This is a genomic window from Chloroflexota bacterium (genome assembly GCA_016235055.1).
Taxonomy (GTDB): domain Bacteria; phylum Chloroflexota; class Anaerolineae; order JACRMK01; family JACRMK01; genus JACRMK01.
On sequence record JACRMK010000004.1, the window covers coordinates 49,317 to 71,610 of the forward strand.

General features: G+C 65.1%; 21 protein-coding genes. 19 read left to right on the forward strand and 2 right to left on the reverse strand.

Going from position 1 to position 22,294, the window contains the following annotated elements:
• Positions 1-6 precede the first annotated feature (6 nt).
• From HZB53_00805 to HZB53_00860, 12 genes are all read left to right on the forward strand, one after another.
• Positions 7-1,251, forward strand: coding sequence for an MFS transporter (locus HZB53_00805; protein MBI5876161.1), 1,245 nt, complete (start codon positions 7-9; stop codon positions 1,249-1,251).
• A gap of 401 nt (positions 1,252-1,652) precedes the next feature.
• Complete coding sequence (locus HZB53_00810; GenBank protein ID MBI5876162.1) at positions 1,653-2,627, forward strand: aldo/keto reductase; 975 nt, start codon at positions 1,653-1,655, stop codon at positions 2,625-2,627.
• A gap of 26 nt (positions 2,628-2,653) precedes the next feature.
• On the forward strand, positions 2,654-3,694 hold the full coding sequence (locus HZB53_00815; GenBank protein MBI5876163.1) for a GNAT family N-acetyltransferase: 1,041 nt from the start codon (positions 2,654-2,656) through the stop codon (positions 3,692-3,694).
• Between the two features lie 11 nt (positions 3,695-3,705).
• On the forward strand, positions 3,706-4,758 hold the full coding sequence (locus tag HZB53_00820) for a GNAT family N-acetyltransferase (GenBank protein MBI5876164.1): 1,053 nt from the start codon (positions 3,706-3,708) through the stop codon (positions 4,756-4,758).
• 30 nt (positions 4,759-4,788) lie between these two features.
• Entirely contained in the window at positions 4,789-5,280 is a 492-nt protein-coding gene (locus HZB53_00825) for a DinB family protein (protein ID MBI5876165.1), read from the forward strand.
• Between the two features lie 74 nt (positions 5,281-5,354).
• Positions 5,355-5,651: a metallopeptidase family protein gene (locus HZB53_00830; GenBank protein ID MBI5876166.1), complete on the forward strand. Its 297-nt coding sequence runs from the start codon at positions 5,355-5,357 to the stop codon at positions 5,649-5,651.
• Positions 5,652-6,180: 529 nt separating this feature from the next.
• On the forward strand, positions 6,181-7,536 hold the full coding sequence (locus tag HZB53_00835; GenBank protein MBI5876167.1) for an amino acid ABC transporter substrate-binding protein: 1,356 nt from the start codon (positions 6,181-6,183) through the stop codon (positions 7,534-7,536).
• 102 nt (positions 7,537-7,638) lie between these two features.
• On the forward strand, positions 7,639-8,523 hold the full coding sequence (locus tag HZB53_00840; GenBank protein ID MBI5876168.1) for a branched-chain amino acid ABC transporter permease: 885 nt from the start codon (positions 7,639-7,641) through the stop codon (positions 8,521-8,523).
• Positions 8,520-9,488: a branched-chain amino acid ABC transporter permease gene (locus HZB53_00845; GenBank protein ID MBI5876169.1), complete on the forward strand. Its 969-nt coding sequence runs from the start codon at positions 8,520-8,522 to the stop codon at positions 9,486-9,488. The genes HZB53_00840 and HZB53_00845 overlap by 4 nt, the downstream gene beginning before the upstream one ends.
• Positions 9,485-10,234, forward strand: coding sequence for an ABC transporter ATP-binding protein (locus tag HZB53_00850; protein MBI5876170.1), 750 nt, complete (start codon positions 9,485-9,487; stop codon positions 10,232-10,234). The genes HZB53_00845 and HZB53_00850 overlap by 4 nt, the downstream gene beginning before the upstream one ends.
• Positions 10,231-10,941: an ABC transporter ATP-binding protein gene (locus tag HZB53_00855; GenBank protein MBI5876171.1), complete on the forward strand. Its 711-nt coding sequence runs from the start codon at positions 10,231-10,233 to the stop codon at positions 10,939-10,941. Before HZB53_00850 ends, HZB53_00855 begins: the two co-directional genes overlap by 4 nt.
• Positions 10,942-11,477: 536 nt before the next feature.
• The gene (locus HZB53_00860; GenBank protein MBI5876172.1) at positions 11,478-12,662 is read left to right on the forward strand and encodes an acetate--CoA ligase family protein; all 1,185 of its coding nucleotides are present in this window, start codon (positions 11,478-11,480) and stop codon (positions 12,660-12,662) included.
• On the opposite strand, the gene HZB53_00865 is transcribed toward HZB53_00860, so the two are convergent.
• The gene (locus HZB53_00865) at positions 12,659-13,180 is read right to left on the reverse strand and encodes a peptidylprolyl isomerase (protein MBI5876173.1); all 522 of its coding nucleotides are present in this window, start codon (positions 13,178-13,180) and stop codon (positions 12,659-12,661) included. The two genes, HZB53_00860 and HZB53_00865, sit on opposite strands and share 4 nt — an antisense overlap.
• 59 nt (positions 13,181-13,239) lie before the next feature.
• Between HZB53_00865 and HZB53_00870 the strand changes: the two genes are divergently transcribed.
• The 5 genes from HZB53_00870 to HZB53_00890 all read left to right on the forward strand — a co-directional run bounded on the left by HZB53_00870 (position 13,240) and on the right by HZB53_00890 (position 18,871).
• Positions 13,240-14,718, forward strand: a complete 1,479-nt coding sequence (locus HZB53_00870) for a gluconokinase (protein ID MBI5876174.1) — start codon at positions 13,240-13,242, stop codon at positions 14,716-14,718.
• 418 nt (positions 14,719-15,136) lie between these two features.
• Positions 15,137-15,583, forward strand: a complete 447-nt coding sequence (gene rpiB / locus HZB53_00875; GenBank protein ID MBI5876175.1) for a ribose 5-phosphate isomerase B — start codon at positions 15,137-15,139, stop codon at positions 15,581-15,583.
• A 21-nt stretch (positions 15,584-15,604) separates the two neighbouring features.
• Positions 15,605-16,723: a transaldolase gene (gene tal, locus HZB53_00880; GenBank protein MBI5876176.1), complete on the forward strand. Its 1,119-nt coding sequence runs from the start codon at positions 15,605-15,607 to the stop codon at positions 16,721-16,723.
• Positions 16,724-16,748: 25 nt separating this feature from the next.
• Positions 16,749-18,500: a DNA polymerase/3'-5' exonuclease PolX gene (gene polX / locus HZB53_00885; protein MBI5876177.1), complete on the forward strand. Its 1,752-nt coding sequence runs from the start codon at positions 16,749-16,751 to the stop codon at positions 18,498-18,500.
• On the forward strand, positions 18,497-18,871 hold the full coding sequence (locus HZB53_00890) for a hypothetical protein (protein ID MBI5876178.1): 375 nt from the start codon (positions 18,497-18,499) through the stop codon (positions 18,869-18,871). The genes polX and HZB53_00890 overlap by 4 nt, the downstream gene beginning before the upstream one ends.
• A 529-nt stretch (positions 18,872-19,400) precedes the next feature.
• Here HZB53_00890 and HZB53_00895 read toward each other — a convergent pair.
• Positions 19,401-19,886 (reverse strand): GNAT family N-acetyltransferase, encoded by a 486-nt coding sequence (locus HZB53_00895; GenBank protein ID MBI5876179.1) that lies wholly within the window; start codon positions 19,884-19,886, stop codon positions 19,401-19,403.
• Positions 19,887-20,332: 446 nt separating this feature from the next.
• Here HZB53_00895 and HZB53_00900 point away from each other — a divergent pair, with 446 nt between their 5' ends.
• Both HZB53_00900 and HZB53_00905 read left to right on the forward strand, forming a co-directional pair.
• Positions 20,333-21,304, forward strand: a complete 972-nt coding sequence (locus HZB53_00900) for an ABC transporter permease (GenBank protein MBI5876180.1) — start codon at positions 20,333-20,335, stop codon at positions 21,302-21,304.
• A 38-nt stretch (positions 21,305-21,342) separates the two neighbouring features.
• Positions 21,343-22,266 (forward strand): ABC transporter permease, encoded by a 924-nt coding sequence (locus HZB53_00905; protein MBI5876181.1) that lies wholly within the window; start codon positions 21,343-21,345, stop codon positions 22,264-22,266.
• Positions 22,267-22,294 lie beyond the last annotated feature (28 nt).

The window sequence follows — 22,294 nt, forward strand, 5'->3', positions numbered from 1 at the left end:
AGAGGCATGCTAGCGGTATTGCGCCAACGCAACTTCGGGCTGCTTTGGTTTGGGCAGGCGATCTCCATGATCGGTGACTGGGTGCTGTTCATTGCCCTGCCGTTCCATATCTATCAGGTGACCGGCTCCGCGCTGGCGACGGGCGGTATGTTCATGGCCACCACTCTGCCCGGCATTCTGCTTGGCTCGGTAGCCGGCGTGTTCGCCGACCGCTGGGACCGCAAGCGCCTGATGATCGTCTCCGATATTGCGCGCGCGGTGATGCTGCTCGTGCTCATGCTGGCGCAGACGGCCGATACGATCTGGATCATCTACATCGTCGCGTTCCTGCAATCGACGGTTAGCCAGTTCTTCTTTCCCGCCAAGTCTGCCGTCATTCCGCTGCTGGTCGGCGAGCGCGACCTGGTGCAGGCCAATGCGCTCAACTCCGTCAGCGACTCGGTGACGCGCCTGCTGGGGCCGTCGCTGGGCGGGCTGCTGATGGCGTGGGGCGGCTTGACGACGGTCGTGCTCGTCGACTCGGTGTCGTTCGCGGTATCGGCGCTGATGATTGCGCTGATCGTGATGCCGGGCCCGAAGGCCGTGCACGGCGCTGCATCGCACGGCGCGCCCGGCATGACGGCCGTCTGGCGCGACTGGCTGGCGGGCCTGCGGCTGGTGCGCGCCAGCCGCTCGCTGAGTGTGGTGTTCGTGGTCGTTGCCGTACTCAGTCTGGGCGACGCCATCCTCACGGCGCTGCTCGTGCCGTTCTCGAAAGATGTTGTCGGAATTGACGCGCAAGGGCTCGGCCTGATCATGGCAGCACAGGGACTGGGCGGCCTGGTTGGCGGTGTGCTGATCGGGCGCTTTGCGCGGCGACTCACGCCGGGGCAGTTGATGGCCATCGGCGGTCTGGGCAACGGGGCCGTCTTGCTGGTTATCTTTAACGCCCCCACCTACCTGCTGGCGCTGGCGGCGATGGGTCTGGCCGGTGTGTTGATGAGCGGGTTGATGATTGGCATGAACACAGCGATGCAGGCTGGAGCAAGCGATGCGTTCCGCGGGCGGGTGTTTGGCGCATTGATGGCGTTGGGCGCGGTCATGCGGCTGGGCGGCATTGCGGCGGGCGGCCTGCTGGCCGACCGCGTCGGCATCGTGCCGATGCTCGATATCGGCGCGGTGCTCTTTCTGCTGTGCGGCGCAGCGGCGCTGCTTATGCCCGGTGTGGCAGAGACGGCGGTGCGGCCGGCGCCGGTGCCAGCCGTTGAATAGCCTCAGTTCGATTGGACGCCCCGCCGCGTGCGGGGCGTTTTTGCGCGTGGCCGCGCCTGCGGCATACTAAGGAGCGGCGGCGCAGCGCCCTGCGTGAGGCCGAGCCACATTATAGTGTTTTGCGAAGAGTATGTCCCCAAGCGATTGTTGTATGTGTCAGCGCTGAATAGCAATCGTCGCCCTCCCCCCGGCCCCCTCCCAGCGAAGCTGGGAGGGGGAGTGAGTCAAAGGGGATTGGCGCGGCGGCTTTGCCGCCGCGCCAATCCCCAATCAGCTTTTCCCCTTCTCCCCCGCGCGCGCGGGGGAGAAGGGGCCAGGGGATGAGGGGGTGACAACCGCACTTACCACCAGGTATGGGGACATAATCAAACTGAAACAGCATTACCTTGGAGATCGTCACCATGGAATACCGAATACTGGGCCACACGGGCCTGCGCGTTTCGACGCTGGGCTTTGGGTGCGGCAGCATGGGCGGCCTGCTGGTGCGCGGCGCGTATCCGCAGATGCGGCAGACGGTCGCGCGCGCCATCGAACTCGGCATCAACTACTTCGACACGGCATCGAGCTACGGCGACGGGCAGTCGGAGGCCAACCTCGGCGCCGTGCTGCGCGAGCTCGGTTCGGACGTGCTGGTCGGCACCAAAGCACGCGTGCTGCCGCACGAGTTGAACGACATTGAGAACGCGATCATCCGCTCGGTCGAGGGCAGCCTGCGGCGACTGGGGCGCGATGCAGTCGATCTGCTGCAATTCCACAACCGCTTCGGCCCCGCGCGCCGCGATGACTATGTTACCGTGTCCGACCTTGAGCCGGTGCTGAACGCGTTCCACAAGTTGCAGCAGCAGGGCAAGACGCGATTCTATGGCATCACCGCGCTGGGCGACACGGATGCGCTGCACCAGATCGTGGCGGGCGGCGGGTTTCACACCGCGCAGATCTGCTACAACGCGCTGAACTTTACGGCGGGTGAGCCGCCATCGCCGAATTTCCCATTCCAAGACTACCGCCGGTTGATCGACCGCGCGGCCGAGGCGCAGACGGGCGTCATCGCCATCCGCATGCTAGCGGGCGGCGCGTTGAGCGGGGTGCTGCCGCGCCATCCGGTCGCGTCGCCGCTCGTCGATCCGATCGCAACGGCGCCGGACTACGCCGCCGACGTCGCGCGCGCGCAGCGGCTGGCCTTCGTTGTGCACGAAGGGGTGTGCGACAGCCTGGTCGAGGTGGCGATTCGCTTCACGCTCAGCAAGCCGGCCGTCTCGACTGCGCTGATCGGCATTTCGAGTATAGAGCAACTGGAGCAGGCGGTTTCATACGCGGAGCGCGGCCCGCTGCCGGCAGACGTGCTGGCGCGCATGGCGCGAGTCTGGGCGTCGTAGGCGAGCGCCGCGTGGAATGGAGTGTGATGCTGATCGAGCCTTTCGACCCGCGGCGCGCCGATGAGCGCACGGTGGCCGCGTACAATGCGCTGATGAACGTGATTCGCGATGAGCGGTTCCCGAACGACCCGCCGTTCAGCGCGGCCGATGAGCGGCGCCAGATGGAAAGCCACCTGGCATTCATCGATGTGTGGCAATGGGGTGCCTGGGCCGGCGAGCGGATGATCGGCGCGGGCACGGCGCTCGTCATGCGCGACGACAGTAACCGGCACATCCTCAGCGGGCGGATTGACATTCTGCCGGCGTACCGCCGCCAGGGCATGGGCCGCCAGTTGCTGGCGCACATCGCCGACGTCGCGCGGGCGGAAGGGCGGCGGCTGATCTACCTCGAGACGTATGCGACGGTGCCGGCCGGCGAAGCGTTTGCGCGCCGGCTTGGCGGCGGGCTGGGCATGACCGAGCGCATCAGCCAACTGGACCTGCGCGCCGTCGACCGGGGCCTGATTCAGACTTGGCTGTCTGCCGGCGCCGCGCTGGCGCCGGAGTTCGCGCTGGAGTTCCGCGCCGGCTTTCCCGACGATGCCGACCTGCCGCGCGTGGCCGACGTCTGGAATGTGATGAACAGCGCGCCGCGCGAGTCCATGGACATGGAAGACGAGGTGATGACGCCGGCGAAGGTGCGCGACATCGCCCGTTCGGTGACGGCGCGCGGCGGCGAGCACTGGGGCTACTACGCGCGGCACATGCCGACCGGCGTCTTCGCGGCATTCAGCGAAACATGCTGGCACCCGGCCATGCCGGCGCCGGTCGAGCAATGGGCGACCGGCGTACGCCCGGAGTTCCGCGGGCGCGGACTGGCGCGCTGGTTGAAGGCGGCGATGATCGACCGCATCCACCGTGAGCGGCCGGCGGTCCGCTATGTGCGGACCGAGAATGCCGGTTCCAACGAGGGCATGCTGGCGATCAACACGGCGCTTGGGTTCCGCCCGTATGTTGACCGGTACTACTGGCATGTTGAGACGCAAGGTGCGCTGGATTACCTGGCTGCCTCGATGGCTATCGGTTAGGGGGCAGGGACATGACTCGCTTTGAGATTACGCGGGCCGATCCGCGCAACATGACGGACGCGGAGTACGCCGCCGTGCACGAACTGGACACGCTGCTGGACGCGGAACGGCTACCCGGCGATCCGCCGGTGCCGTACGCTGAAATGGTTCAGGGCATGCGCAACATCCCGGCCTTCGTGGACGTTACAGCCTGGGGCGTGCGCGATTCGAATAGCGGCCGGCTAGTGGGCACTGGCGATATCGGCGTCACGCGGCTGGAGCAGAATCGCCACCTCGCCGAGTTCAACATCAATGTGCATCCAGACTACCGTCGCCAGGGCATCGCGCGGCGGCTGCTGCCGCTGATTGTGGAGCGCGCGCGCACCGAACAGCGCACGCTGCTGCAGGGCAACAGCAACAGCAACGTTCCGGCCGGCGAGGCGTTCCTGCGGCGCATCGGCGCAACGCTCGGGCTGTCGATGCACACCAACCAGCTCATGCTTACCGACCTGAACCGCGCCCTGCTGGCCGAGTGGCTGGAACTGGGGCGTCAACTGACGGCGGAGTTCGAATTGGCGTTCTGGGACGGCGACTACCCCGAAGCCGACTTGCCATCACTCGCCGACCTGCATAACGTCATGAATGATCAACCGAGGGAAGACCTGCATGTGGAGGATTGGCACATCACACCGCAGATGCTGCGGGATTTCGAGCGGTCGTGGACGGCACACGGCGGATCGCACTGGACGCTGGCCGCGCGCCATCACGAAAGCGGCGAGCTGGCCGGTTTCACCGACGTGATCTGGTACCCCAGCCACCCGGAGTTGCTGAACCAGGGCAACACCGGCGTCTGGCCGCGCTATCGCAATCGTGGCATCGGTCGCTGGCTGAAGGCGGCGATGCTCGACAAAGTCATGCGCGAGCGCCCGTCGATCACGAAGGTGCGGACCAGCAACGCATTTTCGAATGCGCCGATGCTGAAGCTGAATCACGCGCTCGGCTTCAAGCTGCATCACGCCAGCCTGGCCTGGCAGGTGCCGGTCGAGCGCGTCGAAGCGTACCTGGCGATGGCGGCCGGGCGCTGACCAGCCATCAAAGCAAACGAAAGGGCTCTCATGATTCCTGAAGTCAAAAAGCTGGCCGACAAAATGCAGGCCGCACGGGCGAAGCTGATCGACGTGCTTGAGTCCGCGAGCGAGGCGCAGCGCAAAGCGCTGATCTACGAGGAAGGCTGGAACCTGTACGATCTGCTGTCGCACATTGCGACCGCCGAGAACGAGAATGTCCGCTTCCTGTCGGACGTCATCGCCGCGGATGGCGCGCGCCACCAGCCGCGTGAGAACGTCAGCGATGTGAACGAGTGGAACGCGCAGGCCGTCGCCGGCCAGCGCGGCCTGACATGGGCCGAGCGCATGGCGGCATTACAGGCGGCGCGCGCCACTACGCTCGCCGTGCTGGAGGGCGTCGACGCGGCGGCGTTCGCGCACCGCGGGACGCACGCGGTCTGGGGCGAGAAGGATGTCTCCGCGCTGGTGAAAATCCTATACCTGCACGACATCATGCACCGCAACGATATTGTCAGCAAGCTCAAGGCGGGCGCCGCGTGAAACTGGGACGCGAGCGCTTCGAGGCGCTGGTGGCCGAGGCGCTTGACGCGTTGCCCGGGCCGTTCACGCAGCAGATGCGCAACGTCGAAGTTGTGATCGAGTTGTGGCCGTCGGCGCGGACGCTGCGCGATGCCGGCGTGCCGCGTGACGAGACACTCTTCGGATTGTACGAAGGTATTCCGTTGACCGAGCGCACGTCTGCGTATGGTAACGTGCTACCTGACAAGATCACCATCTTCCAGGGACCGATCGAAGCGGCCTGCGACAGCGAGGACGATGTGCGCGCCGAGGTGAGCCATACCGTCGTTCACGAGTTTGCCCACTTCTTCGGCATCGGCGACGAGCAACTGCGCCGCTGGGGGGTGTATTAACAATCTGAATCGTGGCCAGTATCGTGCGGGCCTGTGAGGCGGTCTCAAGGGCCTGGGAGTAGTCCTCCTCGAAGCTTCTTGTCTCCGCTCAGCAATTCTCAATTTGGCTTTGTACGGGTACTTTCCAATGCCGCTTGCGATGCGCTGGCTCTCAGGCGCTTGTCACGCAAGCTGGCCCGCCGAAAAAATGGCGCTGCCCTCCCCCCGACCCCCTCCCAACGAAGTTGGGAGGGGGTCGGGGCATATTGGCAGCCGACTCCAAAATGAGAACTGCTGGTCTCCGCTTTGGATTATGGCAGGTTTCGGCGTATAGTCTCTCCTACGATTAACTGACGGCGCTTGCCAAACAGCGCCAGCCAGTCTCTGGGGCCGGTTGCCTCAATAAGCCGGCATCAAATTGGGACAGGTGTCTCTCAGAAATAGGGACAGATGTCCATACTTGGAGCGTTGCTACCGTATTATCGTGGGTCAAACTGTGCGCGCCGAAGGGTGTCAAGAAACGGCGCCTTAATTCTCAGGAGGAACTGTGATGTTCAGATTGGGAAGAGTCAAATGGCTGGGCGTCGTCGCCACGATCGTGGCGCTGGCGCTCACCGCGTGCGGCGGCCCGGCTGCCACCAGCGCGCCGACAACCTCGCCGACCAAACCGCCCGCCGTGCCAACGGCGGCGCCCGTGGGTGCGGCTACCACCGCGCCCACCACCGCCCCGGCGGCCACCAAGAAGCTCGTGATCGGCTACACCGCGTCGCAGACTGGCGCACAGAACGTCGCCTCGGCCAAGCAGGTAGAAGGCCTGAAGCTCTGGGCGGCCGATGTGACCAAGGCCGGCGGCATCAAAACGAAGGATGCGATCTACATGCCGGAGCTCAAGTCGTATGATGACGAGAGCAAGACCGACCGCGTGCAGGCGCTCTACACGAAGCTGATCTCCGATGACAAAGTCGACCTGCTGATCAGCCCGTACAGCAGCACGCTGGTCAAGGCGGCCGCGGTCGTCTCCGAGCAGAACGGCAAGCTGATGATCACGGCCGGCGGCGCGGACGACCTGACAATGGAAGCCGGCTTCAAGAACATCTACCAGGTCTACACCCCCGCCAGCCGCTACCTGACCGGCGTGGTGGACATGCTCAAGAAGCTCGACCCGTCGGTCAAGAAGGTCGCCATCGTGAACGAGAAGGACTCGTTCTCGACCACGGTCGCGGCGGCGCTGCTGCCGTACGCCAAGGCGCAGGGCTATGATGTTGTGTTGAACGAAAGCTACGACAGCAACTCGACCGACTTCGTGCCGTTCATCAACAAGCTGACCCCGCTGGCGCCGGAAGCCATTCTGGGCGGCGGCCACTTCCAGGACGGCACGACGTTCGCGAAGCAGATGAAGGAACGCAACGTGTCGGCGAAGTACGTGGCCCTGCTTGTGGCCCCGCCGGAACCGACCTTCATCGAAATCGGTGACGCGGCGCAGGGCATCATCGGCCCGAGCCAGTGGGAGCCGCTGGTGAAGTTCAGCGCGGAATCGGCCAAGGCGGCGGGCCTCGCGTGGTACGGGCCGAGCGTCCAGCAGTTCATGGATGGCTATCAGGCCGCTTACAAGTCCGAGCCGTCGTACCATTCGGCGGGCGGCTACGCCGCGGGCATGATGCTGCAGAAGGCGATTGAAGATGCCGGCAGCGCGGACCCGGAGAAGATGAAGGCGGCGCTGGACAAGGTCGACATGCTCTCATTCTACGGGCGTGTCAAGTTCAGCGTCGACGCCAAGACCCACGGCAAGCAGGAAGGTCACGGCATGGTTTACATGCAGTGGCAGAAAGACGCCGCGGGCAAGCTCATGCGCCAGATCGTCTGGCCGCTCGAAGCGAAGTCGGCTGACGTTCAGCCGCGCAAGTAAGCGATTCTCGCACGCGCCCCTCTCGCCGGTTCCGGCGAGGGGGGCGCTCTTTATCACGGCGCGCCCTGGCCGCGCTGTCCATCTGCCCGGATTGAGGTGTTCATGAATCTGGAAGCGTTGCTGGCGTCCTCGCTCGACGGTCTCATGCTCGGCTTCCTTTACGGCCTCATGGCTATGGGGCTGACGCTGATCTTCGGCGTGATGAAGGTGATTAACCTGGCGCACGGCCCGGTCATCATGCTCGGCATGTTCGTCCTGCTCGTGTTGCAGCAGGGGATGGGCATCAACCCGTATCTCGGTTTGCTGGCGGCCATGGCGTTGGGGCTGGTGTCTGGCATTCTCATCTACTTTGTGGCGCTGCACCGCGTGATCAACGCGCCCGAACTGACGACGCTGCTGGCCACATTCGCCGTGAACCTGATGATCATTGGCCTGGCCACCGTGATGTTTACGACGTCGTCGCGTTCCGTGGATGTCAACCTCGGCACGCTACCATTGGGGCCGGCGACCCTGCAGGGCACCCGGCTGGCGGCCGTCGCCGTGGCGGTGGTCGTCACCGTGGCGCTGTACCTGTTCCTGTACCGCTCGCGCATCGGCAAGTCGATCCGCGCGGTGGCCAACAACCGCTCCGCCGCCGAACTGATGGGCATTAACTCGACCTGGATGCTGGCGCTGAGCTTCGGGCTGGGCACGATGCTGGCGGCGGTCGCCGGCGGTCTGCTCTCGACCCTGCTGTCGTTCACCGTGCTGTCGGGCGGCGTCTATGAGACGAAGAGCTTCGTGATCGTGGTTCTGGGCGGGCTGGGCAACCCGACCGGCGCGCTGATCGGCGGCATCGTGATCGGCCTGCTCGAAAGCGTGACGACGGTCTACATCCCGGTCAGTTGGGTGCCCGTGCTCGAGTATGTCATCTTCGTGTTGATCCTGCTCGTCGCGCCGGCCGGCCTGCCCGAGTGGTTCAAGAACCTGCGGAGGTCGCGCTCATGAAAGCCCTGCAAAACGTCTCGCTCTGGGGCCTGCTGGTCGTGATCGTGGCGGCCACCGCCATTCCGATTCTGCTGGACGCGCCCGCCATGCGCGAGGAGTACTTCTCCATGCTGATGGTGATTGTGCTGGCATCCAGCATCAACATCATCGTCGGCTACACCGGCTATGTCTCGTTCGGGCATATTGTCTTCTTCGGGCTGGGCGGCTACGTCGCGTTCTGGCTGATGCAGACGTTCGCCATGCACCTGGCGCCGGCGGCGGTGATTGGCGGCCTGTTCACAAGCCTGGTGGCCATGCTGATCGGCATGCCGGTGCTGCGGCTGCGCGGCGCGTACTTCGCGCTGGCGACGATCGGCATCAACGAGGCGATGCGCACCTTCGTGACCAACTTCGACCCGTTCGGCGGCTCGGTCGGCATGTTCTTCAATTTCTCCGTGTACGATGCGTACGGCGGCGCCAAGGCGGCCGGGCAACTGGCGTACTACGCGATGATCGCCGTCGCGCTGGCGGTGGTCGTCACGTCGTTCTTCATCAAGAAGTCGAAGTTCGGCCTCGGCCTGATGGCGATTCGCGAAGACCAGGACACCGCGATGGTGCTGGGCGTGAACCCCTCGCGCGCGAAGGTCATCACCTACACCGTGTCGGCGTTCTTCCCCGCGCTGGCCGGCGCGATCTTCTTCTTCAAGAACGGGATCATCGAGCCGGGCGCGGCCTTCGACCTGCATCGCTCCATCGAGTCGCTGGTCATGGTCATGCTGGGCGGCTACGGCACGGTGGCCGGGCCGATCGTCGGCGCGGTGCTGTACGACCGGCTGCGCACCTTCCTGATCACGAGCGAGACGTTCTCGTCGCTGCACCTGTTCATCGCGGGCGCACTGCTGCTCGTGATCGTGCTGTTCGTGACGGCCGGCATCGTCGGCTGGCTGCGCAACCGCTTCACGCTCGTGCGGAGGTACGTCGAATGATTCTCGAACTCGACAATGTCAGCCGGCGCTTTGGCGGTCTGCAGGCGCTCGATCGCGTTTCGCACCAGGTGGACGAAGGCGAGATCGTCGGGTTGATCGGGCCGAACGGCGCCGGCAAGACCACCTTGTTCAACGTGATCAACGGCGTGTACCCGCCGTCGGCCGGGCGTGTGGTGTTTCGCGGCGAGTCGGTCGGCGGGCTGCCGTCGTACGCGGTCGCGCGCAGGGGCGTGGCACGGGCGCACCAGGTGGTGCGGCCGCTGAACGAGCTATCGGTGCTGGAGAATGTCACAGTCGGCGCCTGCTTCGGGCGCGAGAACCTGTCGCTCGGCGCGGCCACGCGGGTCGCCGCCGAGACGCTCAAGTTCGTCGGGCTGTCCGATCGCGCGTCGATGCCGGCGGGCAAGCTCAACGTCGCGCAGAAGAAGCGCCTCGAACTGGCGCGCGCGCTGGCCGCGCGCCCGCTGCTGCTGCTGCTGGATGAGGTGCTGGCGGGCCTGAATCCGAACGAAGTCGGCGACATGCTGAACGTCATCCGCGCGATCCGCGACCAGGGCGTCACCGTGCTCATGATCGAGCACCTGATGCACGCGGTGATGAACGTCTCCGACCGTGTCTTTGTGCTGGACTACGGGCGCAAGCTGGCCGAAGGGACGCCGCAGGACGTGTCGAACAACCCCGAGGTGATCAAAGCCTATCTGGGCGACCCGAAGGTGGCGCAGAAGTTCCTGGAGGAGTCGGCATGACGACGCTGGAGATCAGCAACATCGAATCGGGCTACGGCGCCGTGCAGATTCTGTGGGGCCCGTCGCTGAAGCTGCAGGAAGGCAAGCTGACGACGCTGGTCGGCGCCAACGGCAGCGGCAAGACCACGCTGCTGCGCACGGTCATGGGCCTGCTGCCGGCCTGGAAGGGCAATGTCACGTTTGGCGGGCGGGATGTCACGCGCCTGTCGCCGCACGAGAAGGCGCAGGCGGGGCTGGTGATGGTGCCGGAAGGCCGCCAGTTATTCACCGACATGACGGTGCAGGAGAACCTGGAGATGGGCGCGACGCCGGCCGGCGCGCGCGCCGATTTCCATAAGAACCTCGACTGGGTGTTCGAGTTGTTCCCGCGCCTGCAGGAGCGCCGCACGCAGGTCTCCGGCACGCTGAGCGGCGGCGAGCAGCAGATGCTGGCGATCGCGCGCGGGTTGATGGCGAAGCCGCAGATCATCATGTTCGACGAGCCGTCGCTCGGCCTGTCGCCATTGTTCGTGCTCAACTTGTTTGAGATTATCTACAAGCTGAAGCAGCAGGGCATGACGATGCTGCTCGTCGAGCAGAACGTGCAGATGGCGCTGGTCGTGAGCGATTATGCATACGTGATGGCCGAAGGGCGCATCGAGATCGAGGGCGAGGCGAAGCAGGTGCGCAACATGCCCTCGGTGCGCAAGGCGTATCTGGGGATCTAACGAGACGCTCCGAGACCTCGCCGCTGCAGACCTCACGGGTCTTCAAGCCCCGTGAGGTCTTTTGTATGGAGGGTGCATTTCAGAGGGGGGGGCAAACATTATGTTGGATTGCACTGGCGAGATTGCCAGAATAGCCTGATACTGTTTCGCTGTGCCAATGCCCCAGTGGCTGACACGGGTACGCTACTGACCCCCTCATCCCCTAACCCCTTCTCCCCCGCTTCGCGGAGGAGAAGGGGAAAAACTATTGGGGAGGTGCGCGGCGGCAAAGCCGCCGCGCACCTCCCCTTAAACGTGCGCCCCCTCCCAGCTTTGCTGGGAGGGGGCCGGGGGGCAGCGACTATTGTCGTATCGCAGACGCATGCAACACTCACATGGGGAAATACTCACTTCAATACAGTATCAGCCTATCTGGACGTGTCGGATTAGCCACTATACCTGAACACTTTCCAAATTCTGCCCCAGAACTGGAATGCACCCTTTATAAACCCGCGTTTCCCTTGCGGCGCGGATTATGTTAATCTGACTGCCACACTATGCGACTGCTCGAACACGAAGCGAAACAACTGTTGCAGGCGGCCGGCGTGGCCGTCCCGCGCGAGGTCGTCACGGCTGACCCCGTGGCCGCCGCCGCCTTTGCGCGCGAATTGGGCGCGCCCGTGGTCGTCAAGGCGCTGGTGCCGGTCGGCGGGCGCATGAAAGCCGGCGGCGTGCTGTTTGCCGAAACGTCGGATGCGGCTGCCGATGCGGCGCGCGGTCTGATCGGCACGACGCTGCGCGGCTATCTCGTCGAGCGCGTCTCGGTACAGGAGCAGGTGGCCGAGGGCGGCGTATTCTACCTGGCCGCGACGTACGATCCAACTGCGCGGCGAGCCGTGCTGCTGGCCTCCAACGGCGGCGGCGTGGACATCGAAGACAGCCACGGCATGTACCGGCAGTCGCTCGACCTGTCGCAGCCGTACCCGCACTTCCGGGCGCGCGAGCTGGCGTCGCACCTGGTCGCCGGTCGGGAAGACGCGCCGGCCTTGCTGGGGCCGTTGACCGAGGTGGTGCGCGCGCTCGTGCGCGTGTTCACGGAAAACGATGCCCTGCTGGTGGAGATCAACCCGCTGTTGATCGCGCCGAGCGTGCGCTGCGTGGCCGCCGACGCGCATATTGAACTCGACGATGACGCCCTGTTCCGGCATCGCGACCTGGCGATGCGCTTCGGACTGGCGGGGCGCGGCGAGCGGGTGCGCACGCCGCTGGAGCAGCGCGCGGCGGAGATTGACGGCGCCGACCATCGTGGCGTGGCCGGTCGGGTCGTGGAGTTCGACGGCGATCTTGCGCTCCTGATCGGCGGCGGCGGCGCGAGCCTGACCACGTTTGACGCCATCCTCGATGCGGGAGGCAAGCCGGCGAACTACTGCGAGATCGGCGGCAACCCGTCGGTCTGGAAAATCGCGGAACTGACGAAGTTGCTGCTGGGCAAGCCGGGTGTGACGCGCCGGGCTGTGATCATGAACGTCGTCAACAACACGCGCGCCGATATGGTGGCGCGCGGCGTGATCAAGGGCGTGCTGGAATACGGCCGTGACCCCGCGCAGGTGATCGCGGCGTTTCGCATTCCGGGCTCGTGGGAAGAAGAGGGAAACCTGATTCTGGACGCGTACGGCGTAAAGCACTTCGGCCGCGAACTATCGTTGAGCGACGTCGCCGAGCGCGTCGTGCGCGGCGGCTAGGCGCGGCGGATGCGCCTGATTTCAACCGGCGGCGTCAGCCGCTGCTCTTCGCACGGCGACTGCTGGATGCGCCGCACGACGTCCATGCCGGCCGTCACGATGCCGAACGCGGCGAAGCCCTGGCCGTCCGGGTTGCGGCGCCCGCCGAAGTCGAGCTCCGGCTGGTCGCCGATGCAGATGAAGAAGTCGGCCAGCGCCGAATCCGGCGTCGAGCGCGCCATCGAGATGGCGCTGTCGACGTGGCGCAGACCGGTCACGCTCGTGCGTTCCATTGGAATCGGCTCGAACTTCGCCGACTCGCGCTCCGGGGCCACGCCGGCCTGAATCACTTCGATCTTGACGTCGTTGTTCGGCTGGTTGTCTGGCTTGACGGTGCGGTGCACGCGCCCGCCATCGTAGAACCCGCCGTCTACGTAGCGCAGGAAATTGGCGACGGTGCCCGGCGCACGCGCGGCGTCCAGAGCAACGCGAATCTCGCCCAGCGCAGTTTCGATAACGACATCGATTGTGTCTGTCATGTGAAGCACTCCACCAATGAGATGCGGGGATTATACCAAATTGACCGGCGAGCGGGGATATGTCTGAACCGCTAGTTGTGACGCTCGACGTCGGCACGTCGTCGGTGCGGGCGCTGGCGTTCGATGCGCGCGGCATCGCCGTGCCGGGCGCGGTCTCGCACCTGCCGCATGCGCCGCGCACGACGGTCGACGGCGGCGTCGAGTTCGATGCGCCGGAGGTGCTGGCACGCTGCAACCACGCCATGGATGCGATGCACGCCCGGCTGTTGCGCGATGGGCGGGCGGTCGTCGCCGTGGCGATGGACACATTGGTCGGCAACCTGCTGGCGCTCGACGCGGACGGCGCGCCGCTGACGCCGGTGTTTACCTATGCCGACACGCGCGCCGCCGCAAGCGTCGCCGCGCTGCATCGCGCGCTCGATTCGGCGGCGATGTATCACCAGACCGGCGTGCCGCTGCATTCGGCTTACTGGCCGGCGCAGATGCGCCGGCTGCGCGACAGCCGCCCGGACGTGGCAGCGAGCGCCACACGCTGGCTTACGCTCGGCGATTATCTGGCGGCGCAATGGACCGGCCGGCATGCGTGCAGCTATTCCGTTGCCTCATGGACGGGCATGCTCGACCGCTTCGCACTGGACTGGCACAGCGGGTTGCTCGATGCGCTGGGCATTCGCCGCGAGCAACTGTCGCCGCTGGTCGCCGCCCGTGATACGCAGGCGGGTATGCTGGGAGCCTATGCCGCGCGCTGGCCGCTATTCAAGGACGCGCGCTGGTTTCCGGCGGTCGGTGATGGCGCGGCGGCCAATATCGGCAGCGGCTGCATCGACGAAACGAGCCTGGCGGTCACCATCGGCACCAGCTCGGCGGTGCGCGTGGTCGTGCCCGGCACGCCGGATGCGATTCCGCCCGGTCTCTGGTGCTACCGGGTGGATGAATCGCGCTCGCTGCTGGGCGGCGCGCTGAGCGAAGGCGGCAGTATTGCGTCGTGGCTGCGCGACGTGCTGGGCGATGCGGCGCCGGACGAGGCGGAACTGGCCGACGCCGTGCTCGACAGCCGCGCGCCGGTCTGTCTGCCGCTGCTGGCCGGGGAGCGCGCGCCCGGCTGGCATGCCGAGGCACGCGGGACGCTCGGCGGTTTGAGCCTGCGCACCACGCCGGCCGAGATCATGCTGGCGGGATTGGAAGGGGTGGCATTGCGGCTCGGACAGATCGCGAACCTGCTAGCGCCTGCCGTACCCGGCGTTAGGCGCGTCGTCGGCAGCGGCGGCGGCCTGCTGGGTTCGCGGCTCTGGCGACAGATCGTGGCCGATGTGCTTGGGCGGCCGCTGGTAGCGTCGGCCGAAGCGGAAGCGACCAGTCGCGGGGCCGCGCTGCTGGCGCTGGAGTCGCTCGGCACGCTGTCGCTCGCTGCGACAGCGTTCGGTTTTGGCGATACGAGCGTGCCCGATCCGGCCCGGCATGCCGCCTATGGCGAGGCCGCGCTCCGGCAGATGACGCTGTACCGGCAGACGGTCAGCGATGCGCCTTTCGCGCCATAGAGTATGCGTCCACGAAGGGACACGAAGGAATAATATCCGCGAATAACGCGAATATGCACGAATAATACGGATTCGACTTGAAAGAGTCCCCGTGACCTTGTCATGCTGAGCGCGAAGGCAACACCTTTGGCTAATTGCTGGTCGTGCGCGCGAAGCATCTCAATCGGCGGTCGGCTATGACGTCACGGATTTCAGGTCCTTCGCGCGCGTGATTCAATGGACGTGCTGGCTGCTGCCTTCGCGCTCAGGATGACAGTGATTGACTCGAGTCTACCTGTGATCGACTGGGACACGGTCAAGTCGAACCACTATAACTATAAGGGTCTGGTATCGCTTGGGCGCCAATCAAAACGTAGCGCTTCTAGCGGGGCAGATTCGCTTTATTCACGGATCGTAACCTTGCATTCGGGGGAGAATCATGAAAATAGCGATTGGCGGCGACCACGCCGGGTTTGAACTCAAGCAGGCGATCGCCAAAGAGTTGCGCCAGGCCGGGCATGACGTGCTCGACGTCGGCACGCACGACCTGACGCCGAGCGACTACCCGGATTTTGCACGGCTGGTGGGCGAGGCGCTGCAACAGGGCACCGCCGAACGAGGTATCGTGATCTGCGGCAGCGGCGTCGGCGCGTGCATCGCTGCTAACAAGATGCGCGGCGTGCGTGCGGCCCTGATCGCGGACGTGTATTCGGCGCACCAGGGTGTCGAGCACGATGACATGAATGCAATCTGTCTCGGCTCGCGCGTGATCGGCCCGGCGCTGGCCTCGGAGATTGTGCGCGCCTTCGTCGGTGCGACGTTCCAGCGCGAAGAGCGTTTTGTGCGGCGCCTGAACAAGGTGCTGGCGATCGAAAACAGTCAATAACGCAGGTGCGGAGGCATCGCTTTGGGCAACCCATTGTTGGAACTGAAAGCGCAGGGCCAGTCGGTCTGGCTGGACTACATCCGTCGCGATCTGATTACGTCGGGAGAGCTTCAGCGGCTAATCGATGGCGACGGCGTGGCGGGCGTCACGTCGAACCCCTCGATCTTCGAGAAGGCAATCACGAGCAGCGCCGACTACGACCCGGTGATCAAGCGCACGGCCGGCCAACCGGCGACGGCAATCTTCGATGCACTGGCGATTGATGATGTGCGGGCAGCCTGTGACGTGTTCGCGCCGGTGTACGTGCAGACCGGCGGCGGCGATGGTTACGTCAGTCTCGAGGTGCCGGCCAGCCTGGCGTACGACACGACGGGCACGATAAGCGCCGCCCGCCGCTTCTGGGAGGCGGTCGCACGTCCCAATGTGATGATCAAAATTCCGGCCACGGCTGCGGGCGTGCCCGCCATTGAGGAATCGCTGGCGGCCGGCATCAATATCAATATAACGCTGATCTTCTCGCTGGAGCGCTACAAGCAGGTGGCCGAGGCGCACCAGCGTGCTCTGGAGCGCCGTGTGGAGCAAGGGCAGCCGGTCGACCGGCTGGCGTCGGTCGCGTCGTTCTTTGTCAGTCGCGTGGACTCACTGATCGACAAACAGCTAACTGATAAGGCTCAGACCGCCGATGCCGATACGGCGAAGCGGCTGCGCGCTCTGCAGGGGAAGATCGCGATCGCCAATTCGCGGCTGGCGTACTGGCATTTCCAGCAGTTGACGCAGGGTGAGCGGTTCCGCGCGTTGGCGGTGCGCGGCGCGTGCCCGCAGCGGCTGCTGTGGGCCAGCACCAGCACCAAGAATCCGCAGTATCCCGACACCTACTACGTGGACGAGTTGATCGGACCGCAGACGGTCAACACGATCCCGCCCGACACGCTCAAGCTGTTCCGTGAACACGGTCGCGTGCGTGCGTCGCTGGCTGAGGACGTGAGCGGCGCGCAGGCGGCGATCGACAGCCTGGCCGCGCTCGGCATCGACCTGGCGGCCGCGACCGACCAGTTGGAGCATGAGGGCGTCAAGCTGTTCGACGACGCGTACAACAAGTTGCTGCGCGCCATTGAGGTCAAGGCTGGCGGACGCCAGTAAACTCGAACCGACAGGGGAGGCCACAATGCCGGATACCTCATTGACCAACTTGCAGATCGCCGAACTGCTCGACCAGATCGGCGATATCCTCGACTTGCAGGGCGAGATCGTCTTCAAGGTTGCGGCGTACCGGCGCGCAGCCGAGTCGATTCGCCACCTGAACCAGGACCTGCGCGACATCTGGCAGAACGATGCCAAGAACCTGCGGACGATTGGCGGCGTCGGCGAGGCAATTGCGCTCAAGCTCGACGAGCTCCTGCGCACCGGCGAGTTGGCCTACTACCGCGAGGTGTCGGCCGAGGTGCCGGCGGGCGTGCTGGCGATGCTGAAAGTGCCGGACGTGGGGCCGAAGACCGCGCTGCGGCTCTGGAAAGACCTCGGCGTCACCGATCTGGACGGCCTGCGCCGCGCGATTGCCGAGGGCAAGGTGCGGAACCTGAAGGGCATGGGCGAGAAGTCCGAGGCGAAGATCCTGGCCGGGCTGGACGCGCTCTCGCGCAAGACCACGCGTCGCCGCATCTCCGAGGTGGATCCGTTTGCGCAGGCTCTGCTGGCGGCCGTGCAGGACGCCTGCGGCACGGCGATCCGGCAGATCACGTTCGCCGGGTCGCTGCGCCGCCGCCGCTCGACGATCGGCGATCTCGACCTGCTGGCCAGCGCCGATCCGGCGGCGCACGAGCGCATCCTGGCGGCGTTCGTAAAGCTGCCGCATGTGCAGACGATCAACGACCACGGCACGACCAAGGCGTCGATCATTGCGCGCAACGGCATGCAGGTGGACCTGCGCGTGCTGGAGCCGAAGCACTGGGGCTGCGCGCTGGTGTACTTCACCGGCAGCAAAGAGCACAACATCGCCGTGCGCGGCCTGGCACAGGATCGCGGCCTGTCGCTCAACGAGTACCGCTTCGCGAAGGGACGCAAAGAGATATTCTGCGAGAGCGAGGAAGCGGTGTACGAGACGGTCGGCTTGCCGTGGATTCCGCCGGAGCTGCGCGAGGCAGCCGGCGAGATCGAGGCGGCGCGCGAGGGACGCCTGCCGGTGCTGATCGAGCGCGGCGACCTGAAGGGCGACCTGCAGACGCACTCGACCTGGAGCGACGGCGCACTGTCGATCGAGGAGATGGCGCGCGCGGCCAAGGCGCGCGGGCTTAAGTACCTGGCGGTCACCGATCACAGCAGCGGCCTCGGCGTCACGCGCGGCGTGGACGCGGCGCGCATCAAGCGCCAGTGGAAAGAGATCGACGCGGTCAACACCAAGCTGAGCGGTTTCACGGTGCTCAAAGGGCTGGAGCTGGAAATCAAAGCGGACGGTTCACTCGACATGCCGGACGAGATCCTGGCGCAGCTCGACATCTGCCTGGCCTCGACGCACACGGCGCAGAAGCAGCCGAAGGAGAAGATCACCGCGCGTGTGCTCAAAGCGATGCATCACCCGTACGTGGACGCCATCGCCCACCCGAGCGGGCGGCTGATCGGCGAGCGCGAAGCCAGCGCGCTGGACATCGCCGAGGCGATGCGCGCGGCGCAGGAGACCGGCACGCTGCTTGAACTCGACGGCGCGCCCGAACGCATGGACCTCGACGAGACGCACCTGCGCCGCCTGAAGGAACTGGGCCTGAAGACGATTCTCGACAGCGACGCGCACCACCCCGACGCCTTCAACGGGCTCGACTACGGCATCGGCAACGCGCGGCGCGGCTGGCTGGAGGCGGGCGACGTGCTGAACACGCTGCCGTGGAGCCGCGCGCGCAAGCACCTCAAGCGGAACCGCCGGTGAGTCGCGCGCACGTCGAGATGACCGCCTGCTATACCTGTGACCTGTGCGGCGCGGAGGCCGGGCGGATCGAGATGCGGCCCGATGGCGATGCGCGGGTTGCCGTGACCATCACCGGCATCGTGGGCGTCACACAGACGTGGCTGGCCGCCGCCGACGCGCCACAGGTCGCCGTCGCGCTGTACGGCACGGTGCGCGCGCTGTATCATTACAACGACGAGTGGGCGTCGTTCTTCTGCCCGGAGTGCGAGCGCATCTACTGCGCGAAGCACTGGCGCACCGAAGTCATTTTTGAGGATGACCCGTTCCCCGCGTGGTATGACTGCACGTACGGCACCTGCCCGGAAGGGCACCGCCGCATGGTGGACGACTGAGGCGGGTGCCCGCGTATTGGCGTCCCCTGAGAATGCCATGTCGCCGCGGCGACGTGCGTGCGGACAGAAACTGGTGGCCGGATTGCCAACCCGTCATGCCGGCGACGTTGCCCGCTGGCTTCGGGCCAGCGGGCGGTTAACGTTCAGCGGCGTGAGGCCGCTGAACACCGCCGGCATCCAGCGGTGCTGCCCCTGGGCCCCGGCTCCCATGGAAATAGGCAACTCTAGGCGTAGGGCCAGGTCTTTGACCTGGCCAACCGGATGGGTCAAAGACCCGTCCCTACACCGACACGGCCATTTCCATGCGCGAGTGTGCGTCCCTGGCGCATCACCAACTTTCGCCGGGGCGACAACGGGTGACGCCTGGGTGACGAATGCAGCGAAGTTTCTGGACACCCTGTCGAAGGGGCGTGCCAAGTGGCGTATGCGCTTCGACCCCGTCTGCGACTCGCCCCGCGCCGTTGGCGGGGGTGGGCGGTGCGGCAAGCTCAGCGCCCGCTCCGAGGGCGGTCGCTCTGCCTTATCGTCCCTACGGGCGGGGCGGCTTGCGAATCAACCCGCGATAGATGCCCGGCGTAGAGTCCTCAATGAGCGTGGCGCCGACCGCCTTCGCGTAGAACTCCGCCGGGCCGACTGCGCCGATGATGGCATAGCCGTAGCCCTCGGCGCGCATCGCCTGCAGCGCGGCAACCAGCAGCGCGCGCCCCACGCCGCGCCCGCGCTCATCCGGCGCCACGCCGGTCGGCCCGAAGAAGCCTTTCATGGTGGCGTCGTAGCACGCGAAGCCGAGCAATCGCCCATCCTGCACGGCGATGAAGCAGGCGACCGGCGCGCGCGCGAACGCCGTTTCGCACTCGCTGACCCAGTAGTCAGAGAACTGCTCGCGCACCCACAGTGTGACGATCCACTTTTCAGGCGCCAGTGCGCGACGCACGTCCACCGCGAGGGATGCAAGGCGATCCGCGTCAGCGTTGCCGGCGGGCAGATCATACAGCTTGACGAGCATGTCGGGCATGGCGTGTCTCTCCGTGCCTTGTGGTGCGGCTCCGATGTGCATGGTGATGGAGCGACGCGAACATTGATGGACCGATTGTGCCAGCGGCGCGCCCGTTCCGCAAAAATGAACATCCGTGCGGTCGTCCGGGCGCATGCGAAGAACATCCGATCGCAAGGTTATGTAAAGCTGAGTTGCGGTTTCAAGTACCTAGGACAATTATGCGCGCAAAACATGATTTGACGGAAGCACGCAGATGTGATTAAATACCGCCAATCGCGGGAGGAGTACCTGAGTACTCTGTGCTTACACGAAACCTCATTTTCGGCACGTGACACGCATGTCTTTTTCGCCGTCTGCACGCCAAGTCATCCTCAATCCCAGCCGAGTGTCGCTGTATTGTCCCTGCGAGCGTTCCGCGCCGTCGTTCTCGAGTTCGCGCTCATGCCTGTTGAAGGAGAGTCCCGATGCTTCGGTACACTATTGAGCGGTTCCTGTATTTGATTCCGACGTTGCTGGTGATGTCGCTGATCGTCTTCCTGATCATGCACGCGACGCCGGGCAGCCCGCTGGATCCGATGGCGGCCAACGCGAACCCGTTAACGGCGGAGGCCCAGAAGCGTCTGTACGAGGCGTACGGCCTGGACAAGCCGCTGTACGAGCAGTATGGGATCTACATTTGGAAGGTGATTCACCTCGATTTCGGCGTCTCCTACGTGCAGCGCGATCGCGAAGTGTCGGCGATCATCGCCAACACGTTCCCCATTTCGCTGACGCTCGGATTCATCGCGTTCGTCGTCTCCATCGTGTTTGGACTGGCGCTGGGCATTATCGCGGCGATGCGCCAGAACACGTGGATCGACTATTTATCCTCAACGATTGCGATGCTCACGGTCAGCACCCCGAATTTTGTGATTGGCATCACCCTGATCGTGATCTTCTCCATTACTCTGCAGTGGCTGCCGATCGCGATGTCAGTTAGCGGTGATTTCGACTTCTGGAGCCTGGAGTACTGGGCCAAGAACTGGCAGTTCTGGGTGCTGCCGACGACGGTGTTGGCGTTCTTCGAACTGGCGACGATTGCGCGTTACACGCGGGCCAGCATGATCGAGGTCATCCGCTCGGACTTTGTGCGCACGGCGCGCGCCAAGGGCCTGTTGGAGGGCGCGGTAGTGATGCGGCACGTCCTGAAGAACGCGCTGATCCCAGTCGCGACGATCCTGGGCCCGCTATTTGCGGCTATCGGTACCGGCACGTTCGTGGTTGAGACGTTGTTCAGCATTCCAGGCATGGGCAAGTTCTTCGTAACGAGCATGACCGGGCGCGACTACAACATGATCATGGCGGTGATCCTGATCTACGGCGCGTTTCTTGCCGTCATGAATATCCTCGTCGACCTGGTGTACGGGTTCCTCGACCCGCGCATTCGCTACAACTAACCCGGCATGCGTCTTTGCGGCACAACCAAGAGGATGGAATGAGCGTACAGACCAAATCGAAGTCGCAGAACCCGCAGGTCATCATCGATGAGGAGCTCGGCGAAATCCTGGCCGTGCGGCCGACCAGCCTGTGGCGGGATGCCTATTTCCGGCTGGTCCGCAACAAGCTGGCGATCCTGGGCATGCTGTTTGTGATTCTGATGATCGTGTTTGCCATCGTGGCCGACGCCTACCCCAAAGCGTATGATAAGCAGGCGCTGACTTATGCCTCCGTGCCGCCCGGCGAAGCCGGTTTCGTGATGGGCGCCGATTACCTCGGGCGCGATATGCTGAGCCGCCTACTGAAAGGGGCGCAGGTGTCGTTGATGGTCGGTCTCGGCGCGCAGGTCATTGTGCTCCTGATCGGCATCCCGGTCGGCATGTTCGCCGGCTACTACGGCGGGCGCACCGACATGCTCCTGATGCGCGTCGTCGACATCATGTACGCGTTTCCGCAGTTGCTGTTTGTGATTCTGCTCACGTCGATGATGGGCGCGGACCTGCGGAACATCTTCATCGCCATCGGCTTAACCGGGTGGGTGGGCCTGGCGCGGCAGGTGCGCGCCCAGGTGCTGTCGCTGCGCGAGCGCGAGTACGTCAAGGCGGCGCGCGTGGCCGGCGCCAGCGGCCCGTACATCATCGTGCGCCACCTGATTCCGAACACGATGACGATCATCATCGTCGCGCTGACGTTCGGCATCCCGCTGGCGATCTTCACGGAATCCACGCTCTCGTACCTCGGCCTCGGCATCAAGCCGCCGCTGCCGTCGTGGGGGCAGATGGTCGGCGAATACCAGCAGTATATCCGCACCGACCTGCACATGGTGCTGTCGCCGGCGCTGGCGCTCGGCCTGACCATGCTCGGCTTTACCTTCTTTGGCGATGGCCTGCGCGACGCGCTCGACCCGCGCATGAACCGCTAGGCGCGGCAAACTCCCCGCCAGGCCCGGA

Excerpts from the sequence above, each read along its gene's own strand:
- HZB53_00810 (MBI5876162.1), top strand. The coding sequence starts at position 1,653 with ATGGAATACCGAATACTGGGCCACACGGGCCTGCGCGTTTCGACGCTG.
- HZB53_00900 (MBI5876180.1), top strand. The coding sequence starts at position 20,333 with ATGCTTCGGTACACTATTGAGCGGTTCCTGTATTTGATTCCGACGTTG.
- polX (MBI5876177.1), top strand. The coding sequence starts at position 16,749 with ATGCCGGATACCTCATTGACCAACTTGCAGATCGCCGAACTGCTCGAC.
- HZB53_00845 (MBI5876169.1), top strand. The coding sequence starts at position 8,520 with ATGAAAGCCCTGCAAAACGTCTCGCTCTGGGGCCTGCTGGTCGTGATC.
- HZB53_00820 (MBI5876164.1), top strand. The coding sequence starts at position 3,706 with ATGACTCGCTTTGAGATTACGCGGGCCGATCCGCGCAACATGACGGAC.
- HZB53_00835 (MBI5876167.1), top strand. The coding sequence starts at position 6,181 with ATGTTCAGATTGGGAAGAGTCAAATGGCTGGGCGTCGTCGCCACGATC.
- HZB53_00865 (MBI5876173.1), bottom strand. The coding sequence starts at position 13,180 with ATGACAGACACAATCGATGTCGTTATCGAAACTGCGCTGGGCGAGATT.
- HZB53_00815 (MBI5876163.1), top strand. The coding sequence starts at position 2,654 with ATGCTGATCGAGCCTTTCGACCCGCGGCGCGCCGATGAGCGCACGGTG.
- HZB53_00855 (MBI5876171.1), top strand. The coding sequence starts at position 10,231 with ATGACGACGCTGGAGATCAGCAACATCGAATCGGGCTACGGCGCCGTG.
- rpiB (MBI5876175.1), top strand. The coding sequence starts at position 15,137 with ATGAAAATAGCGATTGGCGGCGACCACGCCGGGTTTGAACTCAAGCAG.
- HZB53_00825 (MBI5876165.1), top strand. The coding sequence starts at position 4,789 with ATGATTCCTGAAGTCAAAAAGCTGGCCGACAAAATGCAGGCCGCACGG.
- HZB53_00870 (MBI5876174.1), top strand. The coding sequence starts at position 13,240 with ATGTCTGAACCGCTAGTTGTGACGCTCGACGTCGGCACGTCGTCGGTG.
- HZB53_00860 (MBI5876172.1), top strand. The coding sequence starts at position 11,478 with ATGCGACTGCTCGAACACGAAGCGAAACAACTGTTGCAGGCGGCCGGC.
- HZB53_00905 (MBI5876181.1), top strand. The coding sequence starts at position 21,343 with ATGAGCGTACAGACCAAATCGAAGTCGCAGAACCCGCAGGTCATCATC.
- HZB53_00840 (MBI5876168.1), top strand. The coding sequence starts at position 7,639 with ATGAATCTGGAAGCGTTGCTGGCGTCCTCGCTCGACGGTCTCATGCTC.
- HZB53_00850 (MBI5876170.1), top strand. The coding sequence starts at position 9,485 with ATGATTCTCGAACTCGACAATGTCAGCCGGCGCTTTGGCGGTCTGCAG.
- HZB53_00895 (MBI5876179.1), bottom strand. The coding sequence starts at position 19,886 with ATGCCCGACATGCTCGTCAAGCTGTATGATCTGCCCGCCGGCAACGCT.
- HZB53_00830 (MBI5876166.1), top strand. The coding sequence starts at position 5,355 with ATGCGCAACGTCGAAGTTGTGATCGAGTTGTGGCCGTCGGCGCGGACG.
- HZB53_00805 (MBI5876161.1), top strand. The coding sequence starts at position 7 with ATGCTAGCGGTATTGCGCCAACGCAACTTCGGGCTGCTTTGGTTTGGG.